Here is a 14,407-nt window from a genome sequence, read left to right on the forward strand (position 1 = left end):
CCTCTGTTTAGATTTATAAATTGCTGGTTGGGTTGGGTGGCAGTTTTTTTTGCCCACCATTTGTATAATATCAAAAGTCAGAAAGTACGATTCGGTGGGCAAAAAAGCCTGCCCAACCTACCATTTACTTTTTTTGTTGCCAAGCAAGTAGGACGTAATAACCAACGGGCATTGCGTCGTATGTTTGTAGCTTCGACCATGCGGCGGAATAAGCTGCGCTATTCCGCCCTACCTCGCTGTACAAATCGCAACGTCCCCACAACGGTTTTCAACATTCTGTGCATTTTCATTTCTCCATTTTACGGAATGGTTAAATTTATCATCCTCCCAAGATGCGGGATTGTGCAAAATATAATTTGAAATTTTTTCATACGCGGGTTCATCCCGAATTATGTGGTCATAAAAACGTGTTTGCCATCTGAAATTCTGAGCTGGAAAGGCTAAACGAATATGTTTGCTACAGATGGATTTATAAGAGCGCACGATGGTTGAAACAGAACCTGCATCGGGTGAAATGGCGGAAAAAAATTCATTTTTCGGTGCGTCCGTAGAGACGTTGCAGTGCAACGTCTGTACAGGTTGCAACGATTGTTCGGGTTGCGCGGCGTTGGTAGAGACGTTGCATTGCAACGTCTCTACGGTGTTATTCAATATCAATATGCCATGAACATGGTTGGGCATGACAACAAATTCGCCTAGTGACACAAACGAAAAATGTTTCGGGATTTCGTACCAAAAGCCTTGCACAATTGCGCCCATAGTGGAAAGTTTCATTTCACCATCGAGGCATTCGCCGAAAAAATACACCTGTTGATGAGTGCAAATGGTAATGAAATACGCGCCGTTGGTACGATAATCGTAATGTTGCAAACGTGCAGAAGAAATTCTGTATTTACCGCGCCATTGTTTCATGATCCCAATACCCACTATTTTATTTCGTTAGGTCGTCGATACATCATTTCAATTCGCAACATCAATATTGTAGAGACGTTGCAGTGCAACGTCTCTACGGAATTAACCCTGCCATCCAGCGTCAATTAAGCGATTGCCGCCTCTTGATACTTATCCATTAAATTAAAATTCAAATACCGATAAGTGTCATCAGCCGTTGCATTAATTTGATCCGCATAAGCCATATATTCCTCAACAGTCGGGATTTTACCCAAGATGGAGCACACCGCTGCCAATTCTGCCGAGGCCAGGAACACGTTTGCGCCGTTGCCTAAGCGGTTGGGGAAGTTTCTGGTTGATGTGGAAACCACGGTGGAGTTTTCCGCGACCCGTGCTTGGTTGCCCATGCACAAAGAACAGCCTGGCATTTCGGTACGTGCGCCGACTTTGCCGAATGTGCCGTAATAGCCTTCTTCGACCAATTGGTTTTGGTCCATTTTGGTCGGTGGTGCAACCCACAAGCGGGTCGGTAATTCGCCTTTGTTTTTTTCCAGCAATTTGCCCGCCGCGCGGAAGTGGCCGATGTTGGTCATGCACGAACCTAAGAATACTTCGTCGATTTTGGTGCCAGCGACTTCGGACAATGGTTTGATGTCGTCGGGGTCGTTCGGGCAAGCCAGCAGCGGTTCTTTGATCTCGTCCATGTTGATTTCGATGATTTCAAAATATTCGGCATCGGGGTCGGCTTCCAGCAACACAGGGTTTTCCAGCCAGTCTTGCATGGCTTTGATGCGGCGTTCGATAGTGCGGACATCGCCGTAGCCTTGCGCGATCATCCATTTCATCAAAGTGATGTTGGAATTCAAATATTCGCGGATCGGGGCTTCGTTCAATTTGATGGTGCAACCGCCTGCGGAACGTTCGGCGGAGGCATCCGACAATTCAAACGCTTGCTCCACTTTTAAATCCGGCAAGCCTTCGATTTCCAAAATGCGGCCTGAGTAGACGTTCTTTTTACCTTGCTTTGCAACCGTCAACAAACCTTTTTGGATGGCGGCGTAAGGAATGGCGTTGACCAAATCACGCAAAGTGATACCGGGCTGCATCGTGCCAGTGAAACGCACCAACACGGATTCCGGCATGTCCAGCGGCATGACGCCCGTGGCGGCGGCGAAGGCGACCAAGCCAGAACCTGCGGGGAAGGAAATGCCAATCGGGAAACGGGTGTGCGAGTCGCCGCCCGTGCCGACGGTGTCTGGCAATAAAGTGCGGTTCAACCACGAATGGATGATGCCGTCGCCAGGACGCAAGGACACGCCGCCGCGATTCATAATGAAATCTGGCAAGGTGTGTTGCATGGTCACATCGACAGGTTTGGGATAGGCGGCGGTGTGGCAAAACGATTGCAGCACCAAATCGGCGGAGAAACCCAAGCACGCCAAATCTTTCAGCTCGTCGCGGGTCATCGGGCCGGTGGTGTCTTGCGAGCCGACGGTGGTCATGTGCGGTTCGCAATAAGTGTTGGGGCGAACACCTGCAACGCCACAGGCTTTGCCGACCATTTTTTGCGCCAGCGTGTAGCCTTTGCCGCTGTCAGCTTCGTCAGTTGGGCGGATGAAGACGGTGGAAGCAGGTAAACCCAGTGCTTTACGGGCGCGGTCAGTCAGTCCACGTCCGATAATCAACGGAATACGTCCGCCTGCTTGGACTTCGTCCATCAGCACATCGGTTTTTAAGCTGAAGTTACACACCACTTCTTCGCTGTCATGGCGTTTGACCACACCTTGATACGGAAAAATGTCGATCACATCGCCCATTAATAAACGGGTCACATCGCATTCAAACGGCAACGCGCCGGAATCTTCCATGGTGTTGAAGAAAATCGGCGCGATTTTGCCGCCGATACACACGCCACCATCACGTTTGTTGGGGATGAACGGAATGTCATTGCCCATGAACCACAGCACGGAATTGGTTGCTGATTTGCGCGACGAACCCGTGCCGACCACGTCGCCGACATAAGCGACAGGGAAGCCTTTTTGTTTCAATTCATTAATTTGCAGCTCGGCGTTAGTGATGCCTTCGCGCGGCATTTTCAGCATGGCTTTGGCGTGTAACGGAATATCAGGGCGCGACCACGCATCCGGTGCGGGTGACAAATCGTCGGTGTTGGTTTCGCCCGTGACTTTAAACACGGTGACGGTGAGTTTTTCCGGCACAGCAGGTTTGCTGGTGAACCACTCCGCATCCGCCCACGATTGCAGGACTTGTTTGGCGTAAGCATTGCCCGCATCGGCTTTGCTTTGTACGTCATGGAAAGCATCGAACACTAATAAAGTGTGCGACAAGGCTTTTGCGGCAATCGGTGCCAGTGCGGCGACATCCAGCAAATCAATCAACGGTGCGACGTTATAACCGCCCAGCATTGTACCGAGCAATTCGGTGGCATCTTCCGGCGTTAAAATCGGTGACGTGGCCTCGTCTTTAGCAATCGCGGTCAAAAATCCGGCTTTGACATACGCCGCTTCGTCCACGCCTGCGGGAATGCGGTTGGCGAGCAAATCCAAGATGAAAGCTTCTTCGCCAGCAGGTGGGTTTTTGATAAGTTCGCATAGGGAAGCGGTTTGTGCTGCGTCCAAAGGTTTAGGCACGATGCCTTCAGCGGCGCGTTCTTCTACGTGGGTGCGGTATTGTTCTAGCATGGTGGCTCCTTAAGGCGATATAACTTGCAATAAATCTCAAATCGAGATATTTTTAGGTTGGAATTTAACTAATTTTTAAAAGGACGTTTAAATTATGCACATAATTTCATACCCCATAATCAAGGAATTTTGCGAGGTGCATCCTGATGCCAAAGCCTCGCTTGAGGCATGGTTCAAATTGGTGAGTAAAAATAATTTTTCTAATATTAACGAAGTAAGAGTCATTTTCCCGAGTGCGGACGTTGTTAAAAACAAAAAGGGCGATACGCTGACGGTATTCAATATCCATGGTAATCACGTCAGACTGATCGCTGCCATTCATTACAACCGTAATAAGTTGTATATCCGCGATATTCTTACCCATGCAGAGTACGATAAAGGGAAATGGAAGTTTTAAAATTACTGGGTTGTATTACAAATAAACCTCATAAGACACATTACGTTTGCTGATTGCCTCGCTTAGGGACAGGAGCTTTTATATGAATAATACCTTAGAAACAATGGTAACAAACTGGCAACCTATCGCCCCTTTAGTTGCCGTACCATACACCGAAACCGAATACCAAGAACGGGTAGCCTTACTTAACGATTTAATCGATGAAGTGGGCGAAAACGAAGATCATCCGCTGGCTTCTTTGCTCGATATAGTAGGCATCGCTGTATCTAATTATGAGCAAGCCCACTATCCTATTCCCACATCAACGCCACAAGATGTGTTGGCTTATTTAATGGCGGAACACCAGCTGAAACAAAGTGATTTGCCAGAAATCGGAAGCCAAGGCGTAGTTTCGGAAATTTTACGCGGAAAACGGCAATTGAATGTCCGGCAAATCCGCGCCTTAGCGCAACGGTTTTGTGTTACTGCTGATGTGTTTCTTTAAGTTGTTCAAGCAAAAATTTAGCGTTTGGATGCGATTATAAAAAGTGATAAAGGTTGCCTAACATCATTTGGGTAATGCCATTAATTTGCTTCATTCCTCAATACATCCTATAGCTAATCATCACGTACTGTGACGTAATCTATTTTGAGCTTTAGCTCTTCGAGGTTTAATTTGTTGATAAATCTGCGTCCTGAGCTTGTCAGTTTTATTGCTGAATCATCCTCAAAAAAACCCAGATTTTTAATTTCAATTTCATCAAAATAGTTCATGGTTACATCATGCCAATATTGTATTTCGGAGGCGGCAGCCTGCTTAATTATTTCAAGTAAGCCGTTGTGTTCAAGTAGCATCTTAAATTCAGAAAAACTTAAACCATCAATTATTTCTTCAGTTGGGACACCATTGGCAATTTGACTCCGCAATTGCTCATTTTCTTTACTAAGCCGAGCCATTTCTTCCGCAACCGCCGGATTTACCGTCACTTGATCGGCACGAACCCAACCCACTAAATTTTCCCGACGGGCAAAAGCCACCAGCGTTTCGCCGACGATAATTTTAATGTCTTTTGTATCTTCCCATGGTTTTCCTCTTACTTTACTTTCGACTAATTGCCGAAATTTTTTGAGTTCCTTGGGGTTTTCAGTTTCTGTTACCTTTTTAGGACCGTATTTTTTAGCACGGCGTTCTTGTGCTGCCTCATTCACTACACAAGCAAAATAAGGTTTACCTAATTCAATCGCATATTCGTATTCAAGCTGGGTATAGCTTTTTCCTGAATTAAGCTCAATGCTGCCATAACGACCGCCCAGAATTAACAGATAGACATCAGAATCTTCAATCCATTGTTTGATGACGTCCATTTGCGATTCATCGCCAGACGTGAACAACTCCATGCCAGCTGGTATATGTCCGTGACTTAGAATGGCTTCCACGGCGGCTTGACGTTCGTCGATAAGGTCGGTGTAAGTTGACGAAACAAATACTTGTAATCGTTTACGGTTGAAATCTACCATCAATTTAACTTTTCGTAGATTGAGCTAGGGGCGGATAAAGCATAGGCGGGATTAGGTTGGGGCAACATAGGCCACCCCAACCCATTTTATTTACTCTACCGCTGCGGCAATAGCGTTGCCCATTTCTATGGTGCCGTATTTGGAATCGGGGTTTAAATCCGGCGTGACGTAAATGCCTTCATTAACGACTTTTTCAACGGCTTTAACGACTTTCTCGGCGGCTTCCGCTTCGCCCAAGTGGTTCAACATCATGGCACCCGCCATGATGACGGCGATGGGGTTGGCTAAGTTTTTGCCGGCAATGTCCGGCGCACTACCGTGGACGGCTTCAAACAAGGCGGCATCTGCGCCAATGTTGGCACCAGGAATCAAGCCCAAACCACCAACCAAACCTGCGGTTAAATCCGATAAAATATCGCCGAACATATTGGTGGTGACCACAACATCAAATTGTTCTGGCTTCATCACCATGTGCATACAGGCCGCATCGACGATTTTTTCGTCGAAAGCAATGTCAGGATAACGAGCCGCCACTTCGCGGGCGACATCCAAAAATAAGCCTTGGCTGAACTTTAAGATGTTGGCTTTGTGGCAGACGGTGACTTTTTTGCGGTTGTTGTCGCGGGCATATTGGAAGGCGTATTCAACAATGCGCTCAGAAGCGGTGCGGGTGACGACCGCCAAACTTTCGGCGATGTCTTTTTTCGGTGACAAATAATGTTCTAAGCCGACGTATAAGCCTTCGGTGTTTTCTCTAACTATAACAATATCAACATCTTCATAACGGGTTTTGATGCCGGCCCAGCTTTTCGCAGGACGGACGTTGGCGTATAAATCGTATTGTTGGCGTAAGGCGACGTTGATGCTTCTAAAACCAGAACCCACTACAGTGGTTAGCGGGCCTTTGAAGGCGACGCGGGTTTTGTCGAACGAGGCCATGGTTTCTTCTGGCAGCGGCGTGCCAAATTTTTCAAACGCGGACATGCCTGCGTAGGCTTCTTCCCATTCGATTTTAACGCCCGTGGCGTTTATCACTTTTACCGCTTCGTCCATAATTGATGGGCCGATGCCATCACCCTTAATTAACGTAACAACGTGCATTTATATCTCCGAGGTCTGTGACCGGTAAAATCAAGAATTATCAAAGACAATAATCCTAAAATTTCAGGCACAATGCAAATAATCGCTGATTAATGTTTGATATTGCTAAGATTGTGCATTATTTCACTGTTTTGGTGCGATTTTGATTTTTGGCAGCCGTGTTTCCTAGCAAACTCAGTGGTTGAATGCGGACAAGGCAACCCCTATACTTGCAGCGGTTATGGGCGGGGGCGTTTCAATCGCCTTTGGTTTTCTCAACCTCCAATTATTACAATAAGAATAACGCCGGGCTAATCATGAACTCTTACGATATTAACCAAGTAAAAGACTATCTGCTTAACTTACAAGACAAAATTTGCGCGGCCCTGGAAGGTGAAGAAAACGGTGCGCTTTTTGTTGAAGATATTTGGGATAGAGCCGAAGGCGGTGGCGGCAGAAGCCGGGTGTTGACCGGCGATGTTTTCGAACAAGGCGGCGTCAATTTTTCTTATGTGTCGGGCATCAGTTTACCACCTTCGGCAACCGCCAAACGCCCCGAATTGGCCAACCGCCAATTCCACGCCATGGGCGTATCGTTGGTGATCCACCCCAAAAATCCGTATGTACCCACTTCCCATGCCAACGTGCGTTTTTTGATTGCCGAAAAACCCGGGTCGCCGGCAATCTGGTGGTTTGGCGGCGGCTTTGATTTGACGCCCTTTTATCCGTTCCAAGAAGATGTATTGCATTGGCATCGCGTTGCCCGCGCCGCTTGCCAGCCCTTTGGCAATGATGTCTACCCCATGTACAAACAATGGTGCGACGAGTATTTCCATTTGCCGCACCGTGAAGAAACCCGTGGCGTCGGGGGCTTGTTTTTTGATGACTTGAACGAATGGTCGTTTGAACAATGTTTCGCTTTTATGCAAAGCGTGGGCGACCATTATGTGGAAGCGTATTTGCCGATTGTGCAAAAGCGCAAACACACACCTTATGGCGAGCGTGAGCGCGAGTTCCAGTTGTACCGTCGGGGCCGTTATGTGGAGTTTAACTTGGTTTACGACCGAGGTACTTTGTTTGGCTTGCAATCGGGTGGTCGTACCGAATCTATATTGATGTCGATGCCGCCCTATGCCAAATGGCAATATAACTGGTCACCCGAAGCGGGCAGCCCTGAAGCGGCTTTGTATGAGCGCTATCTGAAACCGCAAAACTGGTTAAACTTATAAATTGTCGTGTCAGTGCTAACCTAGATAAGCACTGACATAAACACCTGCACTTAAGATGTCGCCGTATTGTTGAGACTGAACTAATTCAGCCATTATGCGGTTTGAAAAACATCTTTGTGTTGAGGTGTCGCAAGTGTCCTAATTTTTTAAAAATGCTTCCTATGAATATTGTTCCTGATTTGGTCGGCTATGTTGCAGCCGTGTTGACCACCGTCTCGTTTTTACCCCAAGCCATCATGACCATTAAGACCAAAGACACCCAATCTTTGTCGTTAACGATGTATAGTCTGTTTACTTTAGGTGTTTTATTGTGGCTATTTTATGGGATATTTATTGATGACAAAGCAATAATCTTTGCTAATTCAATTACTTTTCTATTAGCGCTAATTATTCTGTGCTTTAAGCTTTACAACACCTTTATCAAAAAAAGTTAAACCGATTTTTTCGCTGTTTAGTTGTAAATGGCGTTGTGTTAATGTCAGCCGTCCGATTTGGGGTACTAGGTTTTTCCTTCCCTGCCCTCCTCTAAGCCAGATGCCAAAAATTTTGCCACTAACATGGCTAACCAACCTAATTGTAAAAACCGAGAGAGTTGCATGACCAACAAAGTTACCTTAACGCAGTTTTTAATTGAACAACAACGCGGCTTGCCCGATGCTTCAGGCACATTTACCTTGCTGCTGAACAATATTGTGACTGCTTGCAAACAGATTTCCCATAAGGTTAACCGAGGCAACCTAATCGGTGTGCTGGGCAGCGCCGGTACGGAAAACATTCAGGGCGAAGTACAAAAAAAACTGGATGTAATTACCAATGAAATCATGATTAATGCCCTCAATTGGACCGGCTGCTTGGCTGGCATGGCTTCTGAAGAAGACGACAATCCAATCGCCATCCCCGAACAATACCCGCGTGGCAAATATTTGGCCTTGTTTGACCCGCTGGATGGCTCATCAAACATTGATGTCAACTTGGCAGTCGGCACCATTTTCTCGATCTTGCGTTGCCGCGAAGGTGTCGAACCTGAGCTGGAAGATTTTTTGCGCAAAGGCACCGAGCAAGTGTGCGCTGGCTTTGTGTTGTATGGCCCTTCGACCATGATGGTGCTGACGACCGGACACGGTGTCAACGGTTTTACCTTAGATCAGGACATTGGCGAATTTATCTTAACCCACTCCAATATGAGGATTCCTGAAGACACTAGCGAATTCGCCATCAATATGTCGAACCAACGTTTTTGGGAACCGCCTGTGCAGCGTTATATCGGCGAATGCTTGGAAGGCAAAGAAGGTGTGCGCGGCAAAGACTTCAATATGCGCTGGGTGGCCTCGTTAGTGGCGGAAGTTTACCGAATTTTGACGCGTGGCGGCGTGTTCCTCTATCCGCATGACTTGCGCGACCCAAGCCGTCCTGCAAAATTGCGCATCATGTATGAAGCCAACCCGATGGCGTTTATTATCGAACAGGCCGGCGGCGCTTGCTCGACAGGCCGTGAACGCATCCTTGACATTAAGCCCAGCGCCGTCCATGAACGCGTTCCACTGATTTTAGGCTCCAAAAATGAAGTTGAACGTATTGTCCGCTACCATAAGGAAGACGGACAAGCCCAGTAATGCCCCTCACCTTAAGCTTGGCGGCATCTAACGCCAAGCTTAAGCTTTAGGCTGTCAGCCTAAGTTTTTCATTTCTTCCACTTTATTGAAATCAACGCCCACACTGACAATAAAGCTGGTGGCTTCCTCGATATTCATGTCCGACTTGATAACCTTGTCCTGATCGACAATCACGGTAAAACCGGAAGTTGGGTTGGGCGATGTGGGGATAAACAACACATACCAGTTATCGTAACGGTTAGTGATATAAGCGGGCACCCAAACACCTTCCTTAGGATATTCAACATACACCACCTCTTTGGCTTGTTTTTGTTCGCGCGAAGAAAACATGGTGATGATTTTTTTCAAAACCCGATAAATGCTGCTCAACACCGGAATCCGGTCTATTACAAAATCAAACGAACTGATAATCCAAGAGCGGCCATTTTTGACCAGCGTGTTGCCAATGGAAACCAAGATGGCAAAACTGATAATGAACAATAAGGCCGTATACGTGTAGCTATCCGAAAAATGGTAAACAATTTGGAACAAGTCAGAAACAATCCCTTTAACAAAGAAAATGATCTGCAAAACGATAACGATAGGGACAACCGCAAATGTCCCGATCAGGAAGTAATTGAAAAGCTTCTTTAATAACTCTTTCATGATGTCCTCACTTTTATAATTGTTATGATGTGCAAGGTGTCAGTTGCAGTCTCGACGCCGTAAAATCCCTTTAGCCAAATCCTAGCCGCGAATTATAGGCTAAATTAAACGCCGCTATCGTCGATAAAAAAAAGACCGCACCACTTTACTAATCAAAAAGTATCCCCATATCTGTCAACTAATCTCAAGCGCTTGGGCTTAGTATTGCCGTTTGTCAGCCGTTTTAACTGTCACTTAGCGCCTATAACGTATATAATTGGGATTTTTGATTTAATCATTTACTAATTTCACATCGGAAAAAACATGCTGGGTAAGCTAGTCAGATTGGTTGTAGGTAGCCGTAACGATAGGATAATTAAGAAGAAAAAAAAGCTGGTCAAAAAGATCAACGCTTTGGCTTCTGAGTACGAACAATTATCGGACGACGCGCTAAAATCCAAAACGCAAGAGTTTCGTGACCGCTTAGGCAAAGGTGAACTGCTGGAAAGCATTGTCCCAGAAGCCTTTGCCGCCGTCCGCGAGGCCTCCACCCGTGTCTTTGGCATGCGCCATTTCGATGTGCAATTAATTGGCGGCATGATCTTACATGACGGCAAAATTGCCGAAATGAAAACCGGTGAAGGTAAAACCCTGATGGCTACCTTGGCAGCCTACCTAAACGCCCTGCCCGGCAAAGGCGTGCATGTTGTAACGGTGAACGACTACCTTGCCAAGCGTGACTCCGACACCATGGGTCGCCTTTACGGCTTTTTAGGCTTGACAACTGGCGTTATCCTCAGCAGCATGCTGCAGGCCGAGCGCCGTGAAGCTTATGCCGCCGACATCACCTACGGCACCAACAACGAATTTGGCTTTGATTATCTGCGCGATAATATGGCCTTCAACTTAGAGCAAAAAGTCCAACGCGACCTGCACTTTGCCATCGTTGATGAGGTCGACTCCATTCTGATCGACGAAGCCAGAACCCCGCTGATTATCTCCGGCCCTACCGAAGAAAGCACCGAAGTCTATATTAAGGCCAACCAAATCATTCCCTTCCTGACCAAACAGGAAGACGAAGAACACCCTGGCGACTACACGGTTGACGAAAAAGTCCGCCAAGTGTATTTGACCGAAGCCGGTCATGAACGCGTCGAAAGCCTGATGCTGGAATACGGCCTGATGAGTGAAGGCACCAGCCTGTACGATGCCGCCAATATCCGCTTGATGCATTATCTGAACGCGTCCTTGCGCGGTCATGTGTTGTTCAAAAAAGATGTCGATTACATTGTTGCCAATGGCGAAGTCATCATCGTTGATGAGTTTACCGGCAGGGTGATGCAAGGCCGTCGCTGGTCGGAAGGCTTGCACCAAGCGATTGAAGCCAAAGAAGGCGTTGCTATCCAAAATGAAAACCAAACATTAGCTTCAATCACCTTCCAAAATTACTTCCGCTTATACGAAAAGCTGTCCGGCATGACCGGCACCGCCGATACCGAAGCGTTTGAGCTGAACAAAATCTACAATTTGGAAGTGGTGGTCATCCCTACTCACCGCAACATGATCCGTAAAGACTTCGGCGACGTGGTGTTCCTGACCGCCGATGAAAAATACCAAGCTGTGGCTAATGACGTTAAAGATTGCGTCAGTCGTGGGCAGCCGGTATTGGTCGGCACCACATCGATTGAAAACTCTGAACGTGTTTCGGCTTTATTGAAAAAAATGGGTATCGCCCATGAAGTCCTGAACGCCAAACAACACGAACGCGAAGCGCACATTATTGAACAAGCCGGTATGCCGAGTGCCGTCACCATTGCCACCAACATGGCAGGCCGTGGTACCGACATCGTTTTGGGCGGTAGCTTGGAAGCCGAATTGACGGCATTAGGTCTGGATGCACCTGATAGCGCCAAAGCACCTGTCCGTGCCGCTTGGCAAGTCCGCCACGACCAAGTGGTCGCCAGCGGCGGTTTGCATGTGATTGGCTCCGAGCGCCATGAATCGCGCCGTATCGACAACCAGTTACGGGGTCGTTCCGGTCGTCAAGGCGACCCGGGGTCAACCCGTTTCTATTTGTCATTACAAGACGATTTGATGCGCATTTTCGCCTCAGACCGCGTAGCCGGACTGATGAAAAAATTGGGCATGGGCAACGGCGAAGCCATCGAACATCCTTGGGTGACCCGTTCCATTGAAAACGCCCAGCGTAAAGTGGAAGGCCGCAACTTCGACATCCGTAAAGAAATTTTGGCTTATGACGATGTCGCCAACGACCAGCGTAAAGTCATCTACGCCCAACGTAACGAATTGATGGCGGCGGATGAAGTGTCCGAAATCATTTCCGCGATCCGTGGCGATGTGGTCAACCAAATGATTACCGGCTATATCCCACCGAAAACAATGGCGGAACAGTGGGATTTGGAAGGCTTGGAAGAGCAAATCGAACAAGAATTTAGCTGCCAAATTCCTGTTAAACAAATGGTTGAACAAGACCATAAATTGCACGAAGAAGCCTTACGCCAACGCCTTGTTGACCTGATCGAAAACAACTACAAAGAAAAAGAACAGCAAATCACCAAAGAAGTGCTGCAACACTTTGAAAAATCGGTCATGTTGCAAGTTTTGGATACCAGCTGGAAAGAACATTTGGCAGCGATGGACTATTTGCGCCAAGGCATCCATTTTAGGGGTTACGCACAAAAAGACCCGAAACAAGAGTACAAACGCGAAGCTTTCGAAATGTTCACCGATTTGCTCGACCATATCAAACATGAAGTGGTCAGCATTTTGGCAAAAGTACAAGTCCGTGAAGAAGAAGATGTCGAAGCCTTGGACAGACAAATGCAAGCGCCCCGCGAGATGCATTTTGAACACGCCGAAGCGGCTTCCGCCTTATCTGCCTTCGACGAAGCGCAGGCCGCTGAAGCTACCAGCTTAGAACCAGAAGAAGACGCGGAACAACCTTTTGTAAGGATCGGTAACAAAGTCGGTCGTAATGATGCTTGCCCTTGTGGTTCTGGAAAAAAATACAAACAGTGCCACGGTAAAATCAACTGACGCTCTTTTTGTGCGCTTACCTTCGGTTAACGCCGAAGGTAAGCGCCGCTAGCAAGACTTTCATGTCAAGAAAACTCACTATGCCCCATCAGTTGTTATAGCGGACATGCTGAACAAACCCTCTTTTTTCGCCCCCAAATCGGTTCAAGCTGCCGTCCCTAGCCACGTCCACGGGCTGATGGAAAAGCTTTACCACCAGCAAATCGCCAGCCAACATATCCAATTTGACGCCGCGCAATTCAGCGCCTTGCAGCATTTGCAAACTGTGCTGGAGCAGCTGCTCATTGCCCATCAGCAACAACGCAAACCCGTTTTACACAAATGGCTGGCACCGCCGCCGATAAAATTCCCTAGCTTATATATTTTTGGCGATGTCGGGCGCGGCAAATCCATGTTAATGGCTTTGTTTTTTGATGCCTGCCCTATCCAAGAAAAACGCCGCGTCCATTTCAGCAGCTTTATGCTGGAAGTCCATGCCTTCATCCATGCCTATCGGCAAACCGATGGCAGCGACGCCTTAAGCGCTTTGGCGCAACAAATCAGCGCATCGGTGTCATTGCTGTGTTTTGATGAGTTCCACGTCACCGATATTGCCGATGCCATGATTTTGGGCCGTTTGTTCAGCAAACTGTTTGAAGCCAACATCAGCATCATCATGACCAGCAACCGCCATCCCAACGATTTATACCAAGGCGGCTTGCAACGCGAGCAATTCTTGTTTTTTATTAAAGTGCTGCGCAACTCGGCAGAAATTATCGAACTGGTCGCCAAAGAAGATTACCGGCTGATTAACGGCATGCCTGCCTCGCCCAGCTACTGGCATCCGTTAGGCGAACACGCCGACCGTTTTGTCCGGCAAAGCTACCAAGACTTAAGCCAAGGCGCGGCCATCAAGCCTTTGACATTAACCGTCAGCGGACGACAAGTGTTGCTGTCGGCAGCGCACCAAGATATCATCATGACCAGCTTCGAAGCCTTGTGCGTGCAACCCTTGGGTGCAGCTGACTACTTGGCTATCACCCAACATTGCCGCACCCTCATCCTCTCCGACATACCCAAACTGACCGCCGAAAAGCGCAATGAAGCCAAGCGCTTCGTGACCTTGGTCGATGTCTTGTACGAACACCATATCCAATTGATATGCAGCGCCGAAGTACCCGCCCAAGATTTGTATGTCGAAGGCGATGGTGCCTTTGAATTCAGACGCACCGTATCGCGCTTAATAGAAATGCAGTCACAAGGCTATTTGCAGCGTAATCCTGTAAAATCCCTCTAACCTTCGCCACACCCTTGTCCCGCACAAGCGGTTAAGCTTTC

12 protein-coding genes are annotated in these 14,407 nt (G+C 47.6%); 7 read left to right on the plus strand and 5 right to left on the minus strand.

The features are described 5' to 3' along the window. Window positions 1-228: 228 nt before the first annotated feature. The gene (locus ACYQ1O_RS08385; protein ID WP_459991214.1) at window positions 229-912 is read right to left on the minus strand and encodes a transposase; all 684 of its coding nucleotides are present in this window, start codon (window positions 910-912) and stop codon (window positions 229-231) included. A gap of 125 nt (window positions 913-1,037) precedes the next feature. Beyond that, the gene (acnB, locus tag ACYQ1O_RS08390) at window positions 1,038-3,593 is read right to left on the minus strand and encodes a bifunctional aconitate hydratase 2/2-methylisocitrate dehydratase (RefSeq protein ID WP_459991215.1); all 2,556 of its coding nucleotides are present in this window, start codon (window positions 3,591-3,593) and stop codon (window positions 1,038-1,040) included. 94 nt (window positions 3,594-3,687) lie between these two features. Here acnB and ACYQ1O_RS08395 point away from each other — a divergent pair, with 94 nt between their 5' ends. Further along, on the plus strand, window positions 3,688-3,990 hold the full coding sequence (locus ACYQ1O_RS08395; RefSeq protein ID WP_459991216.1) for a type II toxin-antitoxin system HigB family toxin: 303 nt from the start codon (window positions 3,688-3,690) through the stop codon (window positions 3,988-3,990). A gap of 82 nt (window positions 3,991-4,072) precedes the next feature. Beyond that, a complete protein-coding gene (locus ACYQ1O_RS08400; protein ID WP_459991217.1) occupies window positions 4,073-4,474 on the plus strand; it encodes a helix-turn-helix domain-containing protein in 402 nt (133 codons plus the stop codon). 113 nt (window positions 4,475-4,587) lie between these two features. On the opposite strand, the gene ACYQ1O_RS08405 is transcribed toward ACYQ1O_RS08400, so the two are convergent. Together ACYQ1O_RS08405 and ACYQ1O_RS08410 are read right to left on the minus strand one after the other, a co-directional pair. Then, entirely contained in the window at window positions 4,588-5,487 is a 900-nt protein-coding gene (locus ACYQ1O_RS08405; protein WP_459991218.1) for a DUF4062 domain-containing protein, read from the minus strand. A 90-nt stretch (window positions 5,488-5,577) separates the two neighbouring features. Continuing rightward, complete coding sequence (locus ACYQ1O_RS08410) at window positions 5,578-6,588, minus strand: isocitrate/isopropylmalate dehydrogenase family protein (RefSeq protein ID WP_459991219.1); 1,011 nt, start codon at window positions 6,586-6,588, stop codon at window positions 5,578-5,580. 296 nt (window positions 6,589-6,884) lie between these two features. On the opposite strand from ACYQ1O_RS08410, the gene hemF reads away from it, so the two are divergent. The 3 genes from hemF (at window position 6,885) to ACYQ1O_RS08425 (ending at window position 9,409) form a co-directional block, all read left to right on the plus strand. Next, the gene (hemF, locus tag ACYQ1O_RS08415; RefSeq protein ID WP_459991220.1) at window positions 6,885-7,796 is read left to right on the plus strand and encodes an oxygen-dependent coproporphyrinogen oxidase; all 912 of its coding nucleotides are present in this window, start codon (window positions 6,885-6,887) and stop codon (window positions 7,794-7,796) included. 161 nt (window positions 7,797-7,957) lie between these two features. Further along, window positions 7,958-8,230, plus strand: a complete 273-nt coding sequence (locus ACYQ1O_RS08420) for a SemiSWEET transporter (RefSeq protein WP_459991221.1) — start codon at window positions 7,958-7,960, stop codon at window positions 8,228-8,230. Window positions 8,231-8,392: 162 nt separating this feature from the next. Beyond that, window positions 8,393-9,409 carry a class 1 fructose-bisphosphatase gene (locus ACYQ1O_RS08425; protein ID WP_459991222.1) on the plus strand — a complete coding sequence of 339 codons (1,017 nt, stop codon included), beginning with the start codon at window positions 8,393-8,395 and terminating at the stop codon, window positions 9,407-9,409. 54 nt (window positions 9,410-9,463) lie between these two features. Here the strand turns inward: ACYQ1O_RS08425 and ACYQ1O_RS08430 are convergent, their stop codons facing one another. Further along, on the minus strand, window positions 9,464-10,054 hold the full coding sequence (locus tag ACYQ1O_RS08430) for a DUF502 domain-containing protein (protein WP_459991223.1): 591 nt from the start codon (window positions 10,052-10,054) through the stop codon (window positions 9,464-9,466). Window positions 10,055-10,357: 303 nt separating this feature from the next. On the opposite strand from ACYQ1O_RS08430, the gene secA reads away from it, so the two are divergent. Then, the gene (secA, locus tag ACYQ1O_RS08435) at window positions 10,358-13,090 is read left to right on the plus strand and encodes a preprotein translocase subunit SecA (RefSeq protein ID WP_459991224.1); all 2,733 of its coding nucleotides are present in this window, start codon (window positions 10,358-10,360) and stop codon (window positions 13,088-13,090) included. Window positions 13,091-13,196: 106 nt separating this feature from the next. Further along, window positions 13,197-14,366, plus strand: coding sequence for a cell division protein ZapE (gene zapE / locus ACYQ1O_RS08440; RefSeq protein WP_459991225.1), 1,170 nt, complete (start codon window positions 13,197-13,199; stop codon window positions 14,364-14,366). Window positions 14,367-14,407: the final 41 nt, after the last annotated feature.

This window comes from Methylosoma difficile, from assembly GCF_054657615.1.

Excerpts from the sequence above, each read along its gene's own strand:
- ACYQ1O_RS08385 (WP_459991214.1), bottom strand. The coding sequence starts at position 912 with ATGAAACAATGGCGCGGTAAATACAGAATTTCTTCTGCACGTTTGCAA.
- acnB (WP_459991215.1), bottom strand. The coding sequence starts at position 3,593 with ATGCTAGAACAATACCGCACCCACGTAGAAGAACGCGCCGCTGAAGGC.
- ACYQ1O_RS08395 (WP_459991216.1), top strand. The coding sequence starts at position 3,688 with ATGCACATAATTTCATACCCCATAATCAAGGAATTTTGCGAGGTGCAT.
- ACYQ1O_RS08400 (WP_459991217.1), top strand. The coding sequence starts at position 4,073 with ATGAATAATACCTTAGAAACAATGGTAACAAACTGGCAACCTATCGCC.
- ACYQ1O_RS08405 (WP_459991218.1), bottom strand. The coding sequence starts at position 5,487 with ATGGTAGATTTCAACCGTAAACGATTACAAGTATTTGTTTCGTCAACT.
- ACYQ1O_RS08410 (WP_459991219.1), bottom strand. The coding sequence starts at position 6,588 with ATGCACGTTGTTACGTTAATTAAGGGTGATGGCATCGGCCCATCAATT.
- hemF (WP_459991220.1), top strand. The coding sequence starts at position 6,885 with ATGAACTCTTACGATATTAACCAAGTAAAAGACTATCTGCTTAACTTA.
- ACYQ1O_RS08420 (WP_459991221.1), top strand. The coding sequence starts at position 7,958 with ATGAATATTGTTCCTGATTTGGTCGGCTATGTTGCAGCCGTGTTGACC.
- ACYQ1O_RS08425 (WP_459991222.1), top strand. The coding sequence starts at position 8,393 with ATGACCAACAAAGTTACCTTAACGCAGTTTTTAATTGAACAACAACGC.
- ACYQ1O_RS08430 (WP_459991223.1), bottom strand. The coding sequence starts at position 10,054 with ATGAAAGAGTTATTAAAGAAGCTTTTCAATTACTTCCTGATCGGGACA.
- secA (WP_459991224.1), top strand. The coding sequence starts at position 10,358 with ATGCTGGGTAAGCTAGTCAGATTGGTTGTAGGTAGCCGTAACGATAGG.
- zapE (WP_459991225.1), top strand. The coding sequence starts at position 13,197 with ATGCTGAACAAACCCTCTTTTTTCGCCCCCAAATCGGTTCAAGCTGCC.